Consider the following 19,107-nt stretch of genomic DNA (forward strand, 5'->3'; position numbering starts at 1 on the left):
TCCGCCAGAAATGCCGCCGTGACCGAAATTCGGGCGCGTCAACAAGATCGGCAGCGCACTTTCGGCAACCGACCGGTCTATCCGAGTGGACTCTCGTTGCACGCCTTGGCAGGAGCACGCTTGACCGTCAACGGCAGCGAGACCCGACCACGGGTACGAACCGGGCGCGAATGATCGACCGCGGGTCGCGGAATCGTGCGTCCCGGCATCGACAGCGCCGCTTCGCCGTAGCCCTGCACGCATTCCGGATCGGGACCGTTGGCGGGCAGGCCGGTGAAGAACTTCGCCGCCATGCAGCCGCCGCGGCACGCGTCGTAGTGCGAGCACTTGGTGCACGCGCCACCGTCGACCGGTTCGCGCAGTTCGGCGAACAGCTCCGAGGTGGTCCACACCGCGTCGAAACCGCCGTCGGCGACGATGTTTCCGGCCTTGAACCGGTCGTGGATGGCGAACGGGCAGGCGTAGACGTCGCCCACCGGATCGACCAGGCACACCACCCGGCCCGCACCGCACATGTTCAGGCCCGGCAGCGCGGAACCGAACGCGGACAGGTGGAAGAACGAGTCGCCGGTGAGCACGCCCTCGCCGTTGGCGACGAGCCAGTCGTAGAGCTCGCGCTGCTGTTCGGGCAGCGGGTGCAGTTCGTCCCAGACGTCGGCGCCGCGGCCCGAGGGGCGCAGGCGGGTCAGCCGCAGGGTCGCGCCGTAACGGTCGGCGATGGCCTTGAATTCGTCGAGCTGGGCGATGTTGTGCCGGGTCGCGACGACCGAGAGCTTGGCGTCCCGGAAACCCGCGTTGTGCAGATTCTCCAGGGCGCGGATCGCGGTGTCGTAGGAGCCGGGGCCGCGCACGGCGTCGTTGACCGCGGCGTCGGCGCCGTCGAGGGAGATCTGCACGTCGACGTAGTCGCTGGCGGCCAGCCGCGCGGCGACCTCCTCGTTGATGCGAACGCCGTTGGTGGAGAACTTGACCCCGACGTGGTGGGCGGTCGCGTAGTCGACCAGCTCCCAGAAGTCGGGACGCACCGTCGGCTCACCGCCGCCGATGTTGACGTAGAAGATCTGCATGCGCTCGAACTCGTCGATGAGCGCCTTGCACTGCTCGGTCGTCAGCTCGTTCGGGTCACGGCGACCCGACGAGGACAGGCAGTGCACGCAGGACAGGTTGCACGCGTAGGTGAGTTCCCAGGTGAGACAGATCGGTGCCGCCAGCCCGGATTCGAACCGGTCGATCAGCTTGCCGCCCTGGGTGGTGTCCGTGGAGGCAGGCAGGCTCACCGGTGTCACCGGCGTGACCGGACCCGGCGCGGGCACGATCATGTCGGTGTCGGCCAGCTGCGCCAGCGCCTTGATATGCACGTCGGACGCGCCGACGCCCTTGGCTCGCAGCGCGTCCCGCACCGAGGCGTGGGCCGGCAGCGACTGCACCACGTCGACCAGATCGCGGCTCTTGAGGAACGAGAGCTTGCGGGTGCCGAAGTGGTACAGCAGCGCACCGAAGGACTCCGGGCGCAGCGAGACGCGCGGATGCAGCGCCCAGCGGGTGTCGAGATCGAGCACGCCTGCCTCCATGGTCAGTACACGCCGCACATGCCGTCGATGCTGACCTCTTCGATCAGCGTCTCCGTGACCAGGTCTTCGTCGGATTCGACGGTCGCAGGCGTTGCGTTCTCGGGCATGACTACCTCCATTGTGTTGCCGGTCACCTCCGACCATAACGTCAGTCACTGCCATAAAGCGAGGGATTCGAAAATCTCGATGGCCGCGAGCACCTCGGCGCACCCCTCTAGACTTCCGGGAGCAGGACGGGAACGCCGCCGGTGGGTCCGGTGGCAGTAGAGGTGAGGCGGAAGCTTGCGTAACCACGGAGGGGCAGGGAGCGGCGCGCATTCCACACTCTCGGAGTCGGAGATCGTCGAGGCGGCGCTGCGGGTCGTGCGCGAGGACGGCGTGGAGAAACTGTCGATGCGCAGGCTCTCCCGCGAGCTCGGCGTCTCGCCGATGGCGCCGTACTACTACGTCGCCGACAAACGGGAACTGCTCGATCTGGTGGCCAGCGCGGCCCTGCTCGGGGTGCGCAAGCCCACGCGGGATTCGGGTCCGTGGCAGGAGCGCCTGCGCGACCTGATCGATCAGATAGACGATAAACTGCGCAGGCATCCCGGCCTGGGCGACATCCTGCTCGAGCAGATGCTCGGCAAGCAGCTCGACCTGATCGACGCGGTGATGGAGATCCTGTTCGACGCGGGCTTCAGCGACCGCAACGTGCTGGCCGCGTATGCGACCATCCACACCTACCTGTTCGGCCGCAGCCGGGTGAATCCGCGTGACCGCTCCGCCCCCGCGGACGTGCTGTTGCCCGAGGCGGTGCGGCGGGCCACGAAGTACATGGCGGACCTGCGCGGCAAGTACTCCTACGACTTCGGGATGGAGGTACTGGTCGCTGGTCTCGAGGCACAGCTTGCCCTGCAGGCGCGTCCCGACCTAGCATGAAACTGAAACACGTTCTAGTTTTGTTCGAGAGGACGACATGACCACAGTCGAGGTTCCGCACGGTTCGCGCTCGGTGGTGCTGCGGGTCGCCGCGGTGATCGCCGAAACGGCCGATACCCACTCCGTGGTCTTCGAGGTGCCCGCCGACCTCCGCGAACGTATGGCCTACACCCCGGGCCAGTTCCTGACCCTGCGCATCCCCAGTGACCAGACCGGTTCGGTCGCGCGCTGCTACTCGCTGGCCAGCTCGCCGTTCACCGACGACCTGCCCAAGGTGACGGTCAAGCGCACCGAGGGCGGCTACGGCTCGAACTGGCTGTGCGACAACATCTCCGCCGGTGACGAGCTCGAGGTGCTGCCGCCCTCCGGCGTGTTCACCCCCAAGAACCTCGACGAGGACCTGCTGCTGTTCGGCGCCGGCAGCGGCATCACCCCGGTGATGTCGATCCTGAAGTCGGCGTTGTCGCAGGGCAGCGGCAAGATCGTGCTCGTCTACGCCAACCGCGACGCGGACTCGGTGATCTTCGCCGACGAACTGCGCGAGCTGGTCGGCAAGCATCCCCAGCGCCTGTCCGTCATCCACTGGCTCGAACCGCTGCTCGGCCTGCCGACCGCGGACATGCTGGCCACCCTGGTCGCGCCCTACACCGCCTACGAGGCGTTCATGTGCGGGCCCAAGCCGTTCATGGACCTGGTCCACGACGCGCTGGCGACCCTCGAGGTGCCGCGCGCCCGCACCCACGCCGAGATCTTCAACTCGCTGGCCGGCGATCCGTTCGCCGACCACGCCCCCCCTCGAGGTCAGCGAGGAAGAGGCGGCCGACGCCGCGACCGTCGAGGTGGAACTCGACGGGCAGGTGCACGAGCTGTCCTGGCCGCGCAAGCGGACCCTCGTCGACATCATGCTCGACAAGGGCCTGGACGTGCCGTACTCCTGCCAGGAGGGCGAATGCGGCTCCTGCGCCTGCACCGTGCTCGAGGGCAAGGTCGAGATGGAGAACGCCGAGATCCTCGACCCCGAGGACATCGAGAACGGCTACATCCTGGGCTGCCAGGCCCGGCCGGTCACCGACCACCTGAAGATCCAGTTCTGAGCCGGTCCGCGCCGCCTCACCGCATCGCGCGGTAGGCGGCGCGCTGCTCCGGGTTCAGGTGCTCGACGGCGTAACTCAACGCGGTCCGGCCCATTCCGGCCGCGTTGCCGTCGAGGAAGCCGGTGAGCACCGCCGGGTCGACCCGTTTGCCGATCTCGCGCAGCATCCAGCCGAGCGCCTTCTGGATGAGGTCGCGGCGGTCGTCGAGCAGCTCGCTCGCCAGTTCCAGCGTGGTGCTCGGATCGCCCGCCTTGATGAAGGCGAAGGTGGACAGCAGCGCCACCCGCCGCTCCCACAGCGAATCCCGCCGCGCCAGTTCGAACAGCAGGCCGCGGTCCCTGTCGAGCAGCCACGGACCGACGATGTGCTCGGCGGAGGCGTCGACCAGATCCCAGTTGTTCACCCGGCCCCGGCGCACGGCGTCCAGATAGAACTCCACCATCTCCGCCCGTGCCGCGTCGTCGCGGGTGCGCGGTCTGGACGCCGCCGCGAAGCGGGCATTCAGGATGAACAGCGCGGCCAGGCGTTCCTCGTGGACCGGGCTGTCGAGCAGGTCGCGGATCTGCTTCAGCGGGAGCGTGGCGAACCGCTTGGCGACCTTGCGCGTGGCGGGGACGCGGACGCCGAGGAAGACGTCGCCCTCGCCGTATTCGCCCGCGCCCGTCTTGAAGAACCGTTGCAGGTGGATGGCATCGGCGGGATCGGCTTGGTCGGCGAGCGCCGCACGCACCTGCGCGGCAGTGGGGAGCTCGGACACAGGGCACCTCCGGCGTCGGGGGGAATTCCCTCGCATTCAACACCGGCGGACCGACAGATTCGCCCCGATCCGGCGGGCGTCGGCGGCTTCCAGCGAACCGATCAAGCAGGCCGACGCCCGGAGACCTCAGGCAGAAAGCGCGCCGACGACGCGGCCGGACTCGAAAGTGGCCGCGCTGCTGGGCAATTCCCCCGGCCTGCCGCTGTTGCGTACCGTGACGCTGCCGGTGCCGGTGCTCGGGCGGCCCAGTTCGTCCATCTTGCGGATCGTCTGCGCGGCGACGGCCTGGGCGCTGTCGAACAGGCGCACACCGTCCGGCAGCGCGCCGATGATGGCATCGATGACCAGCGGATAGTGCGTGCACCCCAGGACGACGCCCTCGACGTCGGCGGGGGTGCGGGCCGCGGCGTCGGCGATGGAATCGCGGATGGCGGGCAGGTCACCGCGGTCGATCGCGTCGGCCAGGCCGTGGCAGGCCACCCCGACCACCTTCGCGTCGCCGGCGAACCGGGCGATCAGGTCGGCCTGGTAGCTGCTGGCGGTGGTCGCCGCCGTCGCCCACACGGCCACCGACCGGCACTGGGCCGCCGCGGGCTTGATCGCGGGCACGGTCCCGATCACCGGCACCGACTCCCCCACCTCGGCCCGCACGTGCGCCAGCGCCGTCACGCTCGCGGTATTGCACGGCAGCACGATCACTTCGGCGCCGAGCTCGAGCGCCTGCCGGGCCGCGCCGAGCACCCGCTCGACCACCCAGTCCTCCGGCTTGGGCCCCCAGGGCGCGCCCTCGGGGTCGAGCAGGAGCAGCAGATCCACGTCGGGACGCGATTTGCGCAACCACGCCGCCGTCGGCAGCAGGCCGAGGCCGGAATCGATAAGCGCGACGATCACGGGGTCCACCGTATTACAGGCCGGGGAATCGACCTGCCGCGACCGTATCCCGCCCGGCTACACCAGTTCGATCTCGTCGAAGCCCACCGTCAGGGTGTGCCGCCGTTCCCGCAGGACGCCGCCCTCGCGGTGCACACTGCCTTCCGCGAATTCCAGCCGCACCGTGGCACGGCGCGCGTCGACCTCCCTGACCACACCGCAGACACCGCTGAACGGGCCCTCCGGGAAATAGACGACATCGCCGGCCGAGTACTCGGTAAACCCCACGGCGCCACAGTAATCCAGACCGGTGACAAGAACCCGGTGTCGGCCGGTTCTCAGCCGCCGTCCCGATCGATCGGCGCGGCGGCTGTGAATCTGCCGGATCAGCCCGCGGCGGCGAGCAGGTCGGCCACCGGGGTGTCGGTGGCCAGCTTGGCGCGCAGCTTCATCACCTGACCGGTGAGGCCGGCGCCGAGGACGGCGGTGAGGATGCCGTCGCGGGAGTAGTAGACGAGGAACTTGCGGCCGTCATCGCTGACCACGGTGACGTCGTCGGTCGGCGCCGGGGTGCCCAGCGCCTGGATCTTGACGTCGTACTGGTCGCTCCAGAAGTACGGCACCCGCGCCGCGGTCGGGGCCGCACCGCCGAGCAGCGCGGTGACCAGCAGCTTCGCCTGCTCGCCCGCGCTGGTCCAGTGCTCGACGCGCTTGCGGACACCGGTGTCGTGCTGCCAGGCGGCGACGTCGCCGACGGCCCAGACGGCCTCGGCGGAGGTGCGGCCTGCCTCGTCGGCGAGCACGCCGCCACCGACGGACGGCTCGGCCAGTTCGATGCCGGAACCGGCCAGCCAGTCGGTCACCGGGACCGAGCCGACCCCGACCACCACCAGGTCGGCATCGATCTCGGTGCCGTCGGTGAGCAGCGCGCCGCGCACCCGGCCGGACTCGTCGGAACGCAGGGTGTCGACGCCGACGCCGCAGCGCAGGTCGACGCCCTCGTCGCGGTGCATGCGGGCCACCAGGCCGCCGATCTGCTCGCCCAGCACCGAGGCCAGCGGGGTCGGCTGCGGCTCGACGAGGGTCACCGCGACGCCCGCCGCGCGGAAGCTGGCGGCCAGTTCGCAGCCGATGAAGCCGGCGCCGATGATCAGCGCCCGGTTCGCGCCGTTCAGTTCGGCGCGCAGGGTCTGCGCGTCCTCGTGCGCGCGCAGCACGTGCACGCCCGCCACCTCGGGCAGCCCGGGCAGCCTGCGCGGGCGCAGACCGGTCGCGATGATCAGCTGGTCGTAGTCGAGGGCGCTGCCGTCGGCGAGGGTGACCGTGCGCGCGGCGGTGTCGACCCCGGTGACCGCCGTGCCGAGGCGCAGCTCGATGTTCTTCTCCGCGAAGAACTCCGGCGGGCGCAGGGTGGTGTCGTCGGTCTCGCCGCGCACGAACTGCTTCGACAGCGGCGGGCGGTCGTACGGCGGGCGAGACTCGTCGCCGAGCAGCAGCACACCGCCCTCGTACCCGGCCCGGCGCAGTTCCTCCGCCGTGCGCAGGCCTGCCAGACCCGCTCCGACGATCACGATGGGCGCGCTCATACCTGTGTCCTCTCGGCTTGTGCGGCGCCCTGCCTGCTCGCGCGAGCCACCGCCGCCGGGAGCTGACCGCCCATGCCATGTCCTTGTGTCGCGGGCCACTACGGCCCCCAGATGTTTGTACCAGTGCGCCCGCCACCGGTGACACCCACGTCGCAACGCAACCGTGCCGGTTCCGGTATCGACCGGGCGGTCAATCAGGAGTAGACCGAGGTCAGAAGGATTTTTCGTCTCATCGAGGAGGCATTCCCCATGTTCACCGACAGCCGTGCACAGGATTTTCTCGCCGTCGTGCTCGGCGCATTCACCGCGCTGTCGCCCCTGTGGGTCGACACCAACGACAACGCCCGCTGGACGCTCATCGTGCTCGGCGTACTCATCGCCGCGACCGGGCTGATCCAGATGGCCCGGGCGAGCATGTCCAGCGCCGACTACGCGATGGGCCTGTTCGGCGTCCTGCTGTTCATCTCGCCGTGGGCGATGGACTTCACCGCGTTCAGCGGCGCATCCTGGACCGCATGGGTGGTCGGGGTAGTGACGGCAGTGGTGGCGGTCGCCGCGCTGCCCGCGATGAACGAGCGCCTGCACAAGATGGCTCCACATCACTGATGCCGGGCCGACGCGTCGGGCGCCGCAACGCGAAACGCGATGGCGACGCCCGGCAACTCATACTGGATGCCGCCGAGAACCTGTTCGCCGCACAGGGATTCGACGCCACCCCGACCGCGGCACTGGCCGCCGCCGCCGGGGTGCCCAAGGGCCTGGTCTTCTACTACTTCCCCACCAAGAACGCGATCCTGTCCGCGCTGATGCGCGAGCGCGTCCCGGAGCACCCGATCGACGATGTGCGAGCCGTCGTCGCCCCCGGTGACCCGGCCGCCAGCCTGATCAACCTCGATACCGCCATCAACCTGCGCGACCACCATTCCTCGGTCCTGCGGGTGATCATGTGGCGCGAGGCCGACACCCACCCCGACGTCCGCAACCGCCTGCGCCTGCTGCGCGATCAGCTCCTCGACGTGACAGCGCGGGTGCTCCAGGAGAGCGTCCCCACGCCGATCCGTCCCAGCACCCTGCGCGCGTGTGCCGCCGCCTGGGTATCGGCCATGTTCGCCATCGCGGGCGCCGACCGGCTACACGCCCTCGACGACCTGCCGGTCCCCACCGCCGACGACCTGCTCTCCGTCGCCCAGGTGGTCGCCGCCGGCATGACCCAGCTGGGCTGACCGGCGCAGCACGCGCACGGCCAGCAGCCCCAGCACCGCGTGCAAGACGCCCGCGGTGAGGGCCACCGCGTGCACTCCGTCGACGAACGCGGCGCGCGCGTCCGCCAGGACGGCCGGTGCCGACCTCAGGTGCAGCGTCTCGCCGAGCGTGGGCGCGAGGTCGGGCCCGGTCAGCCGGAAGACCAGCGCGGCCAGCGAGCCGAAGACCGCGATCCCGACCGCGTTGCCCAGCTCGTTGCCGGTCTCGGCGAGCGCCGCAGCCGACCCGGCCCGCTCGGGCGGCACCGCGGCGACGGCGATATCGGCAACCACGCTGAACGAGATCCCGTAGCCGATGCCCGCGACGGCGGTCGAGGCGAGGTACCAGCCGCTGCCGCCCGCGTCGTCGGCGGGCAGCAACAGCAACAGCAACAGCCCTGCCGCGATGAGGAAATGCGCGCCGATCAGCGCGTTCGGCCTGCCGATCCGGGCGACCACGGCCGGTGTCACGACCGCCGCCACGGTGAGGACGACAGCGCCGGGCACCGCCAGCAGCGCGGCCCTGGCGACCGTCAGCCCGAGCACGGATTGCAGGTAGGTACTCGCGAGGTAGGCGGTCGCCGACCACGCCGCCAGCGGCAGGAATCCGGTGACGATCGCGATCGCGAACACCGGATTGCGGAACAGCCCGAAATCGACGAGCGGGTGCGCGATCCGGAATTGCCTGCGCACGAACCAGCTCAGCGACACCACGCCCGCCACCCCGGCCACCGCTCCGGTCGCCGACGGACCGGCGGCCGCCGCGTGCTTGACCGTGTACATGGTGAGCAGCAATCCAGCCGCCGACGCGAGCACACTCGCCACGTCGACCCGGCCGGGTCCCGGCTCGCGTACCTCGCGCAACAGGACCGGTGCCAGCAGCAGGAACACCAGCAGCACCGGCAGATTGACCAACAGCACCGAACCCCACCAGAACCTGGTGAGCAGCTGCCCGGCCACGATCGGCCCGATCGCGAAGCCCGCGGCGAAGGTCGCCGCGAAGATCCCGATGGCCTGGGCCCGCGTGCGCGGATCGGCGAACAGCGTGCTCAGGATCGCCAGTGCCGACGGCAACAGCGTCGCCCCGGCCACGCCCATCAGCACGCGCAGGCCGATCAGGACCTCGGCGCTCGGTGCGAAAGCCGCTGCCGCCGAGGCGATGCCGAACACCGCCGCCCCGATCATCAACAGCCGCAACCGGCCGTACCGGTCGCCGATGGCACCGAACGCGATCAGCAGCGAGCCGACCGCGAAGCCGTAACTGTCCAGGATCCACAGGGATTCGTCGGCGGTCGGGGTGAGCGCGTCGGTGATCGCGGGCATGGCCAGGAACAGCACCGAGCCGTCCATGGCGACCAGCAGCACCGGGCCCAGGATCACCAGCAGGCCGAGCCAGGCCCGCCCCGGCGTGGGTGGGGTGTCGTGTCGAGTCATGCTCTGAATCTGCGGCGACCCGCGCCCGGCAGCCAGACCCGGTGATGGGTACACCGCACAGGGATACCCGCCGCCGCGCCGCCCTGCCTACGATCGGAAGGCATGGAACTGGAAAGCCTCGGCGCCTTTCTCAAGACCCGCCGCGACCGGGTCACGCCCGAGGACATCGGACTGCGGACCTACGGCGTGACCCGCCGGGTGCCCGGTCTGCGGCGTGAGGAGCTTGCCCAGCTGGCCGGTGTCAGCGCCGGGTACTACACGCGCCTCGAACAGGATCAGGCGGGAACGGCGTCGTCACAGGTCATCGATGCCATCGCGCGGGTGCTGCGGCTCGATGCCGCCGAGACCACCCATCTGCACAATCTGGCCGGGCTGCCCGCCGTGCCGCGGCTGACGCGGGCCGAGCCCGAACACGCGCACCCCAGGGTCCTCGCCCTGCTCGACGCGCTCGGCGACAGCATGCCCGCCGTCGTCCTCGGCCGCCGCGGTGACGTCCTCGCCTGGAACCGCACCGGGCACGCCCTGTTCGCCGAACACCTCGACTTCGCCGCACCCGCCGATCCGGCCGTGCGTCCGTCGATCCCGCGCATGTTCTTCCTCGATCCACTCAGCCGGGACCTGCACCGCAACTGGTCCGAGCTGGCCCGCGTCCATGTCGCGTATCTGCGCCTCACCGCGGGCCGCTACCCCACCGACGCGCACCTGGCCGAACTGATCGGTGAACTCGCCATGCGCAGTAGCGAATTCGCGACCCTGTGGGCCGAAGGTGAAGTCGCCGACTGCACCGTCGGCGCGATGCACCTGCACCATCCCACCGTCGGCAATGTCGATGTCGACTACCAGGTGTGGCTGCAACCGGACAGCCCCGACCACCGGCTCGAGGTCTACACCCCGCGCGACGCGAGCACCGCCGACGCGCTGCGGCTGCTCGGCCGGGCGGCAGCGGAGAGTGCCCGGAGTGGCACGGGTTCGGCACTGCCCCTCCACTCCCCCGGTGCCATGTCGAACCATCGGGATCGGGTCATCGTCACCGAATGAGCAGCTACCCCGGCTTCCGCGAGCGAACGGCAACGGCGCCTCGTCGCGGGCCCGGCGACGAAGCTCGACCGCGAGCAGTCCGAGCCGGTGACGCCGTATCCGTGGATACGGCGCCACCGGTGTCTCGTCAGCCGCGGGCGATGATCGACTCCGCGACCGCCGGGGGAACCGGGGCGTAGGAGTCGAACACCATGGAGTAGGTCGCCCGGCCGCGGGTCTTCGAGCGAAGATCACCGATGTAGCCGAACATCTCCTGGAGTGGGGTCAGGGCCCGCACGACGTGCGCGCCCGCCCGCTCGGTGAGCTCGGTGACCCGGCCGCGCCGGGCGTTCAGGTCACCGATCACCTCGCCGAGGTACTCCTCCGGCGTGACGACCTCGACGGCCATCACCGGTTCGAGCAGCACCGGCTTCGCCCGCACCAGCGCGGCTCGCACCGCCGCCGCACCGGCCAGCCGGAACGCCAGATCCGACGAATCCTGCACGTGGGCGGCGCCGTCGAGCAACGTCACCCGCACGTTCACCAGGGGGAACCCGGCGAGCGCGCCGACCCGCAGCGCGTCCTGCGCGCCGGCGTCGACCGCGGGGATGTACTCCCGCGGCACGCGCCCACCGGCCACCCGGCTCTCGAATTCGTAGACCGCGCCGTCCTCGGCCACGTGCGGCCGCACCGCGATCACCACCTTGGCGAACTGCCCGCGCCCACCCACCTGCTTGCGATGGGTGTACTCGAACTGCTCGACCGCGGCGGTGATGGTCTCGCGATAGGCCACCCGTGGTGCGCCGATCTCGGCCTCGACCCGGAACTCCCGGCGCATCCGGTCGACCAGGATCTCCAGATGCAGCTCACCCATGCCGCCGATGACCGTCTGACCGGTCTCGGCGTCGACGTGCACGGAGAACGTCGGATCCTCCTCGGCCAGGCGGGCCAGGGCGGTGCCCAGCTTGTCCTGATCCGCGCGGGTCCGCGGTTCGATCGAGACCGCGAGGACGGGTTCGGGGAAGGCCATCGACTCCAGTACGACCGGCTGGTTGCGATCGCACAGGGTGTCGCCGGTGCCCGTCTCCTTCAGGCCGATGACCGCACAGATCTGCCCGGCCTGCACCCGATCGACGGCGATCTCGGTGCTCGAATGCATCTGGAACAGCTTGCCCAGGCGCTCCTTTCGGCCATTGGTCGAATTCAGCACGGTCACACCGGGTTCGGCGCGGCCCGAGTAGACCCGCAGGTACACGAGCTTGCCGAAGAACGGATGCAGCGCGACCTTGAACGCCAGCGCCGCGAACGGCTCGGCGACATCGGGTGCGCGCTCGATGTACTCACCCGCCGGTGAGAAACCGTGCACGGCCACGACATCCAGCGGCGAGGGCAGGTAGTCGACGACCGCGTCCAGCAGCGGCTGCACGCCGATATTGCCCAGCGCCGAACCGCACAGGACCGGGTAGGCGCGCGCGTCGACCGTCATCGTGCGGATGGCGGTCTTCAGCACGTCGACCGGGATCGGCGCACCGGAGAGATAGCGCGCCAGCACCGCTTCGTCGGCCTCGGCGACCGCGGCCACCAGCGCCTCGCGGTGCTGTTCGGCCTTGACGCGCAGGTCGTCCGGGATCTCGACGATCTCGAACCGCGCGCCACGATCGGTGTCCCCACGCCACACCTTCGCCGTCATCTCGACCAGGTCGACGATGCCCTCGAACTCGCTCTCGGCGCCGATCGGCAGCTGGATCACCAACGGCCGCGCGCCGAGTCGCTCCGCGATGGTCCGCACGGTGAACGCGAAGTCCGCGCCGAGCTTGTCCATCTTGTTCACGAAACAGATCCGGGGCACGCCGTAGCGATCGGCCTGCCGCCACACCTGCTCGGACTGCGGCTCGACGCCCTCCTTGGCGTCGAACACCGCGACCGCGCCGTCGAGAACCCGCAGCGACCGCTCCACCTCGACGGTGAAGTCGACGTGGCCGGGGGTGTCGAGGATGGTGATCTCGTGCTCGTTCCACCGGCAGGTGGTGGCCGCGGCGGCGATGGTGATGCCGTGCTCGCGCTCCTGGATCATCCGGTCCATGGCGGCGGTGCCGTCGTGCACCTCACCCAGGGTGCGGGTGACGCCGGTGTAGAACAGGATGCGTTCGGTGGTCGTCGTCTTGCCCGCGTCGATGTGGGCCGCGATGCCGATATTGCGCATGCGGGCGAGGTCGGGCCGTCTCGTGGTCATGGGAATCCCCCAGTACGTCAACTAGTTCGGTCGAAGAAGTCGACGCTCGCCAGTTGTGCGTTCCACCGGACGGCACGGGCATCGAATCACGCGGCGCCCCACCGGCGCCCGAAGACCCGATGCGAACTAGCGCCGCGAATGCGGACGTACCGTAACCATGCACCCAGTTCTACGCGCCCGGCCGCCCCGCTGTCGATGGGTTTTCCACGGCAGCCAGAACCCCGTGGTGGGCATAAATCCGCCGCTACGGCAGTTCGTCTCGACGAGGGGGCCTCGCCGTTCGAACGGTGGCCCCGGTCAGCGAGTCAGCCCACCCAGAGGAGACCCACCGATGACAGCGGCATTCGACCCGCACGATCTGCTCGCGGCAGCGAAGCTCGGCGTGCTCGCCACCATCAAGGCGGACGGGCGGCCGCAGCTGTCCCCCGTCACCCCGTACTACGACCGCGAGGCCGGTGTCATCTACGTCTCGATGACCGAGGGCCGCGCCAAGACCGCCAACCTGCGCCGCGACCCCAGGGCCGCTGTCGAGGTGACCGCGCCCGACGGCTGGTCCTGGGCCACCGCCGAAGGCAGCGTCACCCTCATCGGCCCCGGCACCGATCCCGACGGGCCCGAGGTCGCCGCGCTCGTCGACTACTACCGCGCCGCCGCGGGCGAACACCCCGACTGGAACGAATACCGCGAGGTCATGGTCGCCGACCGCCGCGTCCTCATGGCGCTGACCGTCGAACACGTCTACGGCGCCGAGCTCCGCTGACCACCGAACCGCCTCGGCGCCGAGAACTCTCAGGGCACTGCCACAGCGGCTCGGTACCGTGGGCGCAACCAGCCCGTTCTTTACCGTCAGGCAGGAGAAGCCGTTGAGTCAGGAATCAGTGTCGCGCCGGGTCGTGCACGCGATGAACGTCGGCGTGGTCGCGCTGACCGAAGCCCCGGTCATCGGCAAGGTCCTCGGTAAGGCGTTCGCGCAGGTCAGCTACGTCGGCCGGCGCTCGGGACGCACCTTCAGCACCCCGGTCAACTACCGCCGCTCCGGGGACGAGTACATCATCGGCGTCGCGATGCCCGACAAGAAACAGTGGTGGCGCAACTTCCTCGGTGCGGGCGCCCCGATCACCTTGCGCATCGACGGTGTCGACAAGACCGGCCACGCAGTGGCCCACCGCGACGACCGTGGCCGGGTCACCGTCCGCGTGCGCCTGCTCGCCCCGGCCTGATCCCGGCGCTCAGGTTCCCGGCGTCGTCAGGAAGGCGGTGACGTCGGGAGCGAAGCGCTCGTGCTTGATCGCGCCGAGGTGGGTGGTATCCGGGTAGACCACCAGCCGAGCATCGGGGATGCCGTCGGCGGTGTGCCGGAAGGTGTCGACGGAGTAGTACTCGTCCCGGTCACCGCCGACCACCAGCGTCGGGGCCGTGATATCGGCGAGCCGGCCGTCGAGATCGAAGGCGTCCTCGGCTCGCACGAACGCGAGCGTGTCGGCCGGGTTCTTCGGCCGCACCAGCGGATCCGCGAGCCAGGCGAGGGCGCCGACCAGCCGCGCCTTGACCGGCGACTCGATTCCCTGGGTGGCCAGGTGGTGCAGCGCCCGCTTGCCCGCCACGGCGGCCGTCGCGTACTTCATCTGCGATTCCCGGGCGGCGTCCTCGAGCCGATACCCCGACGACGCGACCACCAGCTTCCGCACCGCCGACGGATGATCCGCGGCGAGCTGCAAGGCCAGCGACCCACCCGACGAAATCCCGAGCACGTCCACCGGAGCACCGAACTCGCCCAGCAGCGCCTCCGCGTGCTCCCGCGCGATATCGGCCATCGTCGTCCCCACCGCCATCCCCGGCGCCCGATTCACCGCGTACACCCGAAAGTTCCTGGCCAGCGGCGCCATCGTCTTGATCTCCGAGCTCCGCATCCACCCCCGCGGATTCGCGTGATCGGGCGTGAACCACCGCAGAAACACCAGCGGCGGCCCCTCCCCGAACGCCAGATAGGGCATCCCGTGCTCGAGCACACCCTCGGTGACCTCGAACCCCTGCACCACAGCCACGCCGCCTCCGATCCGCCGGATATCTCCCTCCCCGAACGCTACCCAGCGCGGCGCCGCCCCGCGATGACCTCGGAGGTCATGGCGATCTCGTCGCTAGCCGCCGCCGCCCCCCGACCGGCTACCGAGACCGCCACGCTGGATCACTGTGCCGCTCTTGGTTCTGATCTCCGCGTCGCGTGGGCGCAGCGTGGTGCCGCCGCTCGGCGGCTGCCCGATGGTGGTGTTGCCACCGTAGTAGTAGTGGTATTGCGAACCGTCGCCGGCTCGTGTCCAACTCCGGCCACCGGAACCCACCGAATCGCACTCGCTGTCGGCGACGACGGTCTGCGCCCCGCGCGGATCCGTGCGCACACAGGAGGCCACCACCGGGTCGGGCTCCTTGTCCTGGTCGATCAGGTAGGCGCCGCCGATGAGCGTGGCGATGCCGGCGATCGCGAAGGCGCCCATCATCGTGGCCGATCTCGCCGAGGAGTCCGAACGCGAGGCCGCTTCACGGAGCCGACGCTGCCGCCGCTCGAGCTCGAGATCGGCTTGGCGGGTCTGCCAGGAGAACACCAGGGGTTCCGGCGCCGGACGGGCGGGCCACCGCGCCGGTTCCGGCACGCGATAGGGCGTACGAACCGGCTCGTTTCCGGTATTCGGTTCTTCCCCAGGCACCATGGATGCCACCCCCATTGTGTCGATCCCCCACCAGGGTGCCACGGTCGGCTGGCGGGCTCGATCGATTTTCACGGGCTGTGCTTGGCGAATCCTTGCGACGCGACAGCTCCGGGAAACGCCGAACGGCGCCGCTCCCGGAGGAGCGACGCCGTTGCGGTGTCAGTAAGTCAGAGACTCACTTGATGATCTTCGTGACGCGACCGGCGCCGACGGTGCGGCCACCCTCGCGGATCGCGAAGCGCAGGCCCTCGTCCATGGCGACCGGCTGGATCAGCTTGACGGACATCTCGGTGTTGTCACCGGGCATGACCATCTCGGTGCCCTCGGGGAGGGTCACAACGCCCGTCACGTCAGTCGTACGGAAGTAGAACTGCGGACGGTAGTTGTTGAAGAACGGGGTGTGGCGGCCGCCCTCGTCCTTCGACAGGATGTACGCCTGGCCCTCGAACTCCGTGTGCGGAGTGGTGGTGCCCGGCTTCACGACAACCTGGCCGCGCTCGACATCTTCGCGCTTGATGCCACGAACCAGCAGACCGACGTTGTCGCCCGCCTGGCCCTGGTCGAGCAGCTTGCGGAACATCTCGATACCGGTGACGGTGGTCTTGGTGCTCTTCTCGCGGATGCCGACGATCTCGACTTCCTCGTTCACGTTCACGATGCCGCGCTCGACGCGACCGGTGACGACGGTGCCACGACCGGTGATCGTGAAGACGTCCTCGACCGGCATCAGGAACGGGAGCTCGGTCTCACGGACCGGGTCCGGGATCGACTCGTCGACGGCGTTCATGAGCTCGACGATGGCCTCGGCCCACTTCGCGTCGCCCTCGAGGGCCTTCAGACCGGAGACACGCACGACCGGCGCGTCCTCGTCGAACTCCTGCGAAGCCAGCAGCTCGCGGACCTCCATCTCGACGAGCTCGAGGATTTCCTCGTCGTCGACCATGTCCGACTTGTTCAGCGCGACCAGGATGTAGGGCACGCCGACCTGACGGGCGAGCAGCACGTGCTCGCGGGTCTGCGGCATCGGGCCGTCGGTGGCGGCCACGACCAGGATCGCGCCGTCCATCTGGGCGGCACCGGTGATCATGTTCTTGATGTAGTCGGCGTGGCCCGGGGCGTCGACGTGCGCGTAGTGGCGCTTCTCGGTCTGGTACTCGACGTGGGAGATGTTGATCGTGATACCACGAGCCTTCTCCTCCGGCGCCTTGTCGATCTGATCGAACGCGAACGCGTCGTTCAGATCCGGGTACTTGTCAGCCAGCACCTTGGTGATCGCCGCAGTCAGCGTGGTCTTGCCGTGGTCGACGTGACCGATGGTGCCGATGTTGACGTGGGGCTTCGTCCGCTCGAACTTCGCCTTCGCCACTGTTGTCCTCCTGGACTAGTTAGTGCGTGCTTTTTTGCAGCAGTGCGGTTATTAAGGGGGGTCGTGCTGACGCCCGGTTGCCGGGGCCAAGCGTACTTGGCCCCGGCAAGCGAATTACTCGCCGGTCGCCTTGGCGATGATCTCCTTGGACACGTTGGCCGGAACCTCCGCGTACTGGGCGAACACCATGGAGTAGTTCGCGCGACCCTGGGTCTTCGACCGCAGGTCACCGATGTAACCGAACATCTCCGAGAGCGGAACCAGCGCCTTGACGACACGGGCACCACTGCGTTCCTCCATGGCCTGAATCTGGCCACGGCGGGAGTTGAGGTCGCCGATCACGTCGCCCATGTAGTCCTCGGGCGTGATGACCTCGACCGCCATGAGCGGCTCGAGGATCACCGGACCGGCCTTACGGGCCGCTTCCTTGAGGGCCTGCGAGCCCGCGATCTTGAACGCCATTTCCGAGGAGTCGACGTCGTGGTACGCGCCGTCGAGCAGGGTGACCTTCAGGTTCACCAGCGGGTAGCCGGCGAGCACGCCGTACTGCATGGCGTCCTGGGCACCCGCGTCGACCGACGGGATGTACTCACGGGGCACGCGACCGCCGGAGACCTTGTTCTCGAACTCGTAGTGCGCACCGTCTTCGCCGACGAAGGGCTCGACCGCGATGATGACCTTCGCGAACTGGCCGGAGCCACCCGTCTGCTTCTTGTGCGTGAACTCGAGCTTCTCGACCGCCTTGGTGATCGTCTCGCGGTAGGCCACCTGCGGCTTACCGACGTTCGCCTCGACCTTGAACTCGCGCTTCATGCGGTCGACGAGGATGTCGAGGTGGAGCTCGCCCATGCCGCCGATGACGGTCTGGCCGGTCTCGGCATCCAGCTTGACCGAGAACGTCGGATCCTCGCGCGCCAGCTTCTGGATCGCGGTGCCGAGCTTCTCCTGGTCGGACTTGGTCTTGGGCTCGATCGAGACCTCGATGACCGGGTCCGGGAACGTCATCGACTCGAGGACGACCTGGTTCTGCGGGTCCGAGAGGGTGTCACCGGTGGTGGTGTCCTTCAGACCGATCACGGCGTAGATGTGGCCGGCCGACGCGGTGGTGACCGGGTTCTCCTTGTTGGAGTGCATCTGGAACAGCTTGCCCAGGCGCTCCTTCTTGCCCTTGGTCGAGTTGACGACCTGCGAGCCGGAGTCGACCTTGCCCGAGTACACGCGGACGTAGGTGAGCTCACCGAAGAACGGGTGCACCGCGATCTTGAACGCCAGGGCCGCGAACGGCTCGTCGACGTTCGGCTTGCGGGTGACCAGCTCCTCTTCCTTGCCGGGCACGTGGCCGGTGGTGGCCTCGACGTCCAGCGGGGAGGGCAGGTAGTCGATGACCGCGTCGAGCATGGGCTGCACGCCCTTGTTCTTGAACGCGGAACCACACAGCACCGGGTACAGCTCGGAGTTGACCGTCATCTTGCGGATGGCGCCCTTGATCTCCTCGACCGAGAGCTCCTCGCCGCCGAAGAACTTCTCCAGCAGGGACTCGTCGGACTCGGCGACCGTCTCCAGCAGCTCCTGGCGGTACTGCTCGGCCTTGTCCTTGAGGTCGGCCGGGATCTCGACGACTTCGTACTCTTCGCCGAGCTTGGTCTCGCCCTTCCAGACCTTGGCGTTGTTCTCGACCAGGTCGACGATGCCCTCGAAGTCGTTCTCCGCGCCGATCGGCAGCTGGATGACCAGCGGCTTGGCACCGAGACGGTCCTTGATGGTCTGCACCGTGAAGTAGAAGTCGGCGCCGAGCTTGTCCATCTTGTTCACGAAGCAGATACGCGGCACGTCGTACTTGTCGGCCTGACGCCACACCTGCTCGGACTGCGGCTCGACACCCTCTTTGCCGTCGAACACGGCGACCGCACCATCGAGCACGCGCAGCGACCGCTCCACCTCGACGGTGAAGTCGACGTGCCCGGGGGTGTCGATGATGTTGATCTGGTTGTCTTTCCAGAAGCAGGTGGTAGCGGCGGAGGTGATGGTGATACCACGCTCCTGCTCCTGCTCCATCCAGTCCATCGTGGCCGCGCCGTCGTGGACCTCACCGATCTTGTACGTGATACCGGTGTAGAAGAGGATGCGTTCGGTAGTGGTGGTCTTGCCCGCATCGATGTGGGCCATGATGCCGATGTTGCGGACCTTGTTCAGGTCGGTGAGCACGTCCTGTGCCACGGAAATCTTCCCCGCTCGTTAGCTAGTTGGGATTCTCGGGAACGACCCTGGTTCGGGTCGTCACAATGTCAACGCCGGGGGCGGCACCGAAGTGC

General features: G+C 68.9%; 18 protein-coding genes and 1 pseudogene. 7 read left to right on the top strand and 12 right to left on the bottom strand.

Translation table 11 applies throughout. The features are described from left to right. Positions 1-77: 77 nt before the first annotated feature. Complete coding sequence (mftC, locus tag NV348_RS11835) at positions 78-1,571, bottom strand: mycofactocin radical SAM maturase (protein WP_447151005.1); 1,494 nt, start codon at positions 1,569-1,571, stop codon at positions 78-80. A gap of 2 nt (positions 1,572-1,573) precedes the next feature. Next, the gene (gene mftA / locus NV348_RS11840) at positions 1,574-1,678 is read right to left on the bottom strand and encodes a mycofactocin precursor MftA (RefSeq protein ID WP_218719663.1); all 105 of its coding nucleotides are present in this window, start codon (positions 1,676-1,678) and stop codon (positions 1,574-1,576) included. A gap of 175 nt (positions 1,679-1,853) precedes the next feature. Between mftA and mftR2 the strand changes: the two genes are divergently transcribed. Both mftR2 and NV348_RS11850 read left to right on the top strand, forming a co-directional pair. Then, positions 1,854-2,492 (top strand): mycofactocin system transcriptional regulator MftR2, encoded by a 639-nt coding sequence (mftR2, locus tag NV348_RS11845; RefSeq protein WP_447146968.1) that lies wholly within the window; start codon positions 1,854-1,856, stop codon positions 2,490-2,492. A 37-nt stretch (positions 2,493-2,529) separates the two neighbouring features. Then, positions 2,530-3,586, top strand: a pseudogene (locus tag NV348_RS11850) (2Fe-2S iron-sulfur cluster-binding protein). 16 nt (positions 3,587-3,602) lie between these two features. Here the strand turns inward: NV348_RS11850 and NV348_RS11855 are convergent. The 4 genes from NV348_RS11855 to NV348_RS11870 all read right to left on the bottom strand — a co-directional run bounded on the left by NV348_RS11855 (position 3,603) and on the right by NV348_RS11870 (position 6,799). Next, a complete protein-coding gene (locus NV348_RS11855) occupies positions 3,603-4,343 on the bottom strand; it encodes a DNA alkylation repair protein (RefSeq protein WP_447146969.1) in 741 nt (246 codons plus the stop codon). A 126-nt stretch (positions 4,344-4,469) separates the two neighbouring features. Then, positions 4,470-5,234 (bottom strand): glutamate racemase, encoded by a 765-nt coding sequence (locus NV348_RS11860; protein ID WP_447146970.1) that lies wholly within the window; start codon positions 5,232-5,234, stop codon positions 4,470-4,472. Between the two features lie 57 nt (positions 5,235-5,291). Then, the gene (locus NV348_RS11865; protein ID WP_447146971.1) at positions 5,292-5,501 is read right to left on the bottom strand and encodes a hypothetical protein; all 210 of its coding nucleotides are present in this window, start codon (positions 5,499-5,501) and stop codon (positions 5,292-5,294) included. Between the two features lie 98 nt (positions 5,502-5,599). Then, positions 5,600-6,799, bottom strand: a complete 1,200-nt coding sequence (locus tag NV348_RS11870) for an NAD(P)/FAD-dependent oxidoreductase (RefSeq protein ID WP_447146972.1) — start codon at positions 6,797-6,799, stop codon at positions 5,600-5,602. Between the two features lie 249 nt (positions 6,800-7,048). Here NV348_RS11870 and NV348_RS11875 point away from each other — a divergent pair, with 249 nt between their 5' ends. Next, positions 7,049-7,405 carry an SPW repeat domain-containing protein gene (locus tag NV348_RS11875; protein WP_447146973.1) on the top strand — a complete coding sequence of 119 codons (357 nt, stop codon included), beginning with the start codon at positions 7,049-7,051 and terminating at the stop codon, positions 7,403-7,405. Beyond that, positions 7,405-8,022 carry a TetR/AcrR family transcriptional regulator gene (locus NV348_RS11880; RefSeq protein ID WP_447146974.1) on the top strand — a complete coding sequence of 206 codons (618 nt, stop codon included), beginning with the start codon at positions 7,405-7,407 and terminating at the stop codon, positions 8,020-8,022. Before NV348_RS11875 ends, NV348_RS11880 begins: the two co-directional genes overlap by 1 nt. Here the strand turns inward: NV348_RS11880 and NV348_RS11885 are convergent. Beyond that, positions 7,930-9,474, bottom strand: coding sequence for an MFS transporter (locus NV348_RS11885; RefSeq protein WP_447146975.1), 1,545 nt, complete (start codon positions 9,472-9,474; stop codon positions 7,930-7,932). The two genes, NV348_RS11880 and NV348_RS11885, sit on opposite strands and share 93 nt — an antisense overlap. Positions 9,475-9,576: 102 nt before the next feature. Here NV348_RS11885 and NV348_RS11890 point away from each other — a divergent pair, with 102 nt between their 5' ends. Beyond that, entirely contained in the window at positions 9,577-10,512 is a 936-nt protein-coding gene (locus NV348_RS11890) for a helix-turn-helix domain-containing protein (RefSeq protein ID WP_447146976.1), read from the top strand. 127 nt (positions 10,513-10,639) lie between these two features. Here the strand turns inward: NV348_RS11890 and fusA (NV348_RS11895) are convergent, their stop codons facing one another. Beyond that, positions 10,640-12,724, bottom strand: coding sequence for an elongation factor G (gene fusA / locus NV348_RS11895; RefSeq protein ID WP_447146977.1), 2,085 nt, complete (start codon positions 12,722-12,724; stop codon positions 10,640-10,642). A gap of 331 nt (positions 12,725-13,055) precedes the next feature. On the opposite strand from fusA (NV348_RS11895), the gene NV348_RS11900 reads away from it, so the two are divergent. Together NV348_RS11900 and NV348_RS11905 are read left to right on the top strand one after the other, a co-directional pair. Then, a complete protein-coding gene (locus tag NV348_RS11900) occupies positions 13,056-13,484 on the top strand; it encodes a PPOX class F420-dependent oxidoreductase (protein ID WP_447146978.1) in 429 nt (142 codons plus the stop codon). 103 nt (positions 13,485-13,587) lie between these two features. Continuing rightward, on the top strand, positions 13,588-13,944 hold the full coding sequence (locus NV348_RS11905; RefSeq protein WP_447146979.1) for a nitroreductase/quinone reductase family protein: 357 nt from the start codon (positions 13,588-13,590) through the stop codon (positions 13,942-13,944). 9 nt (positions 13,945-13,953) lie between these two features. Here NV348_RS11905 and NV348_RS11910 read toward each other — a convergent pair whose 3' ends face one another. From NV348_RS11910 to fusA (NV348_RS11925), 4 genes are all read right to left on the bottom strand, one after another. Beyond that, positions 13,954-14,769: an alpha/beta fold hydrolase gene (locus tag NV348_RS11910; protein ID WP_447146980.1), complete on the bottom strand. Its 816-nt coding sequence runs from the start codon at positions 14,767-14,769 to the stop codon at positions 13,954-13,956. Between the two features lie 93 nt (positions 14,770-14,862). Then, positions 14,863-15,372, bottom strand: a complete 510-nt coding sequence (locus tag NV348_RS11915; RefSeq protein WP_447146981.1) for a hypothetical protein — start codon at positions 15,370-15,372, stop codon at positions 14,863-14,865. 232 nt (positions 15,373-15,604) lie between these two features. Beyond that, positions 15,605-16,795: an elongation factor Tu gene (gene tuf, locus NV348_RS11920; RefSeq protein WP_447146982.1), complete on the bottom strand. Its 1,191-nt coding sequence runs from the start codon at positions 16,793-16,795 to the stop codon at positions 15,605-15,607. Between the two features lie 114 nt (positions 16,796-16,909). Continuing rightward, positions 16,910-19,012 (bottom strand): elongation factor G, encoded by a 2,103-nt coding sequence (gene fusA, locus NV348_RS11925; RefSeq protein WP_447146983.1) that lies wholly within the window; start codon positions 19,010-19,012, stop codon positions 16,910-16,912. Between the last annotated feature and the right edge of the window lie 95 nt (positions 19,013-19,107).

This window comes from Nocardia fodinahabitans (genome assembly GCF_052983615.1).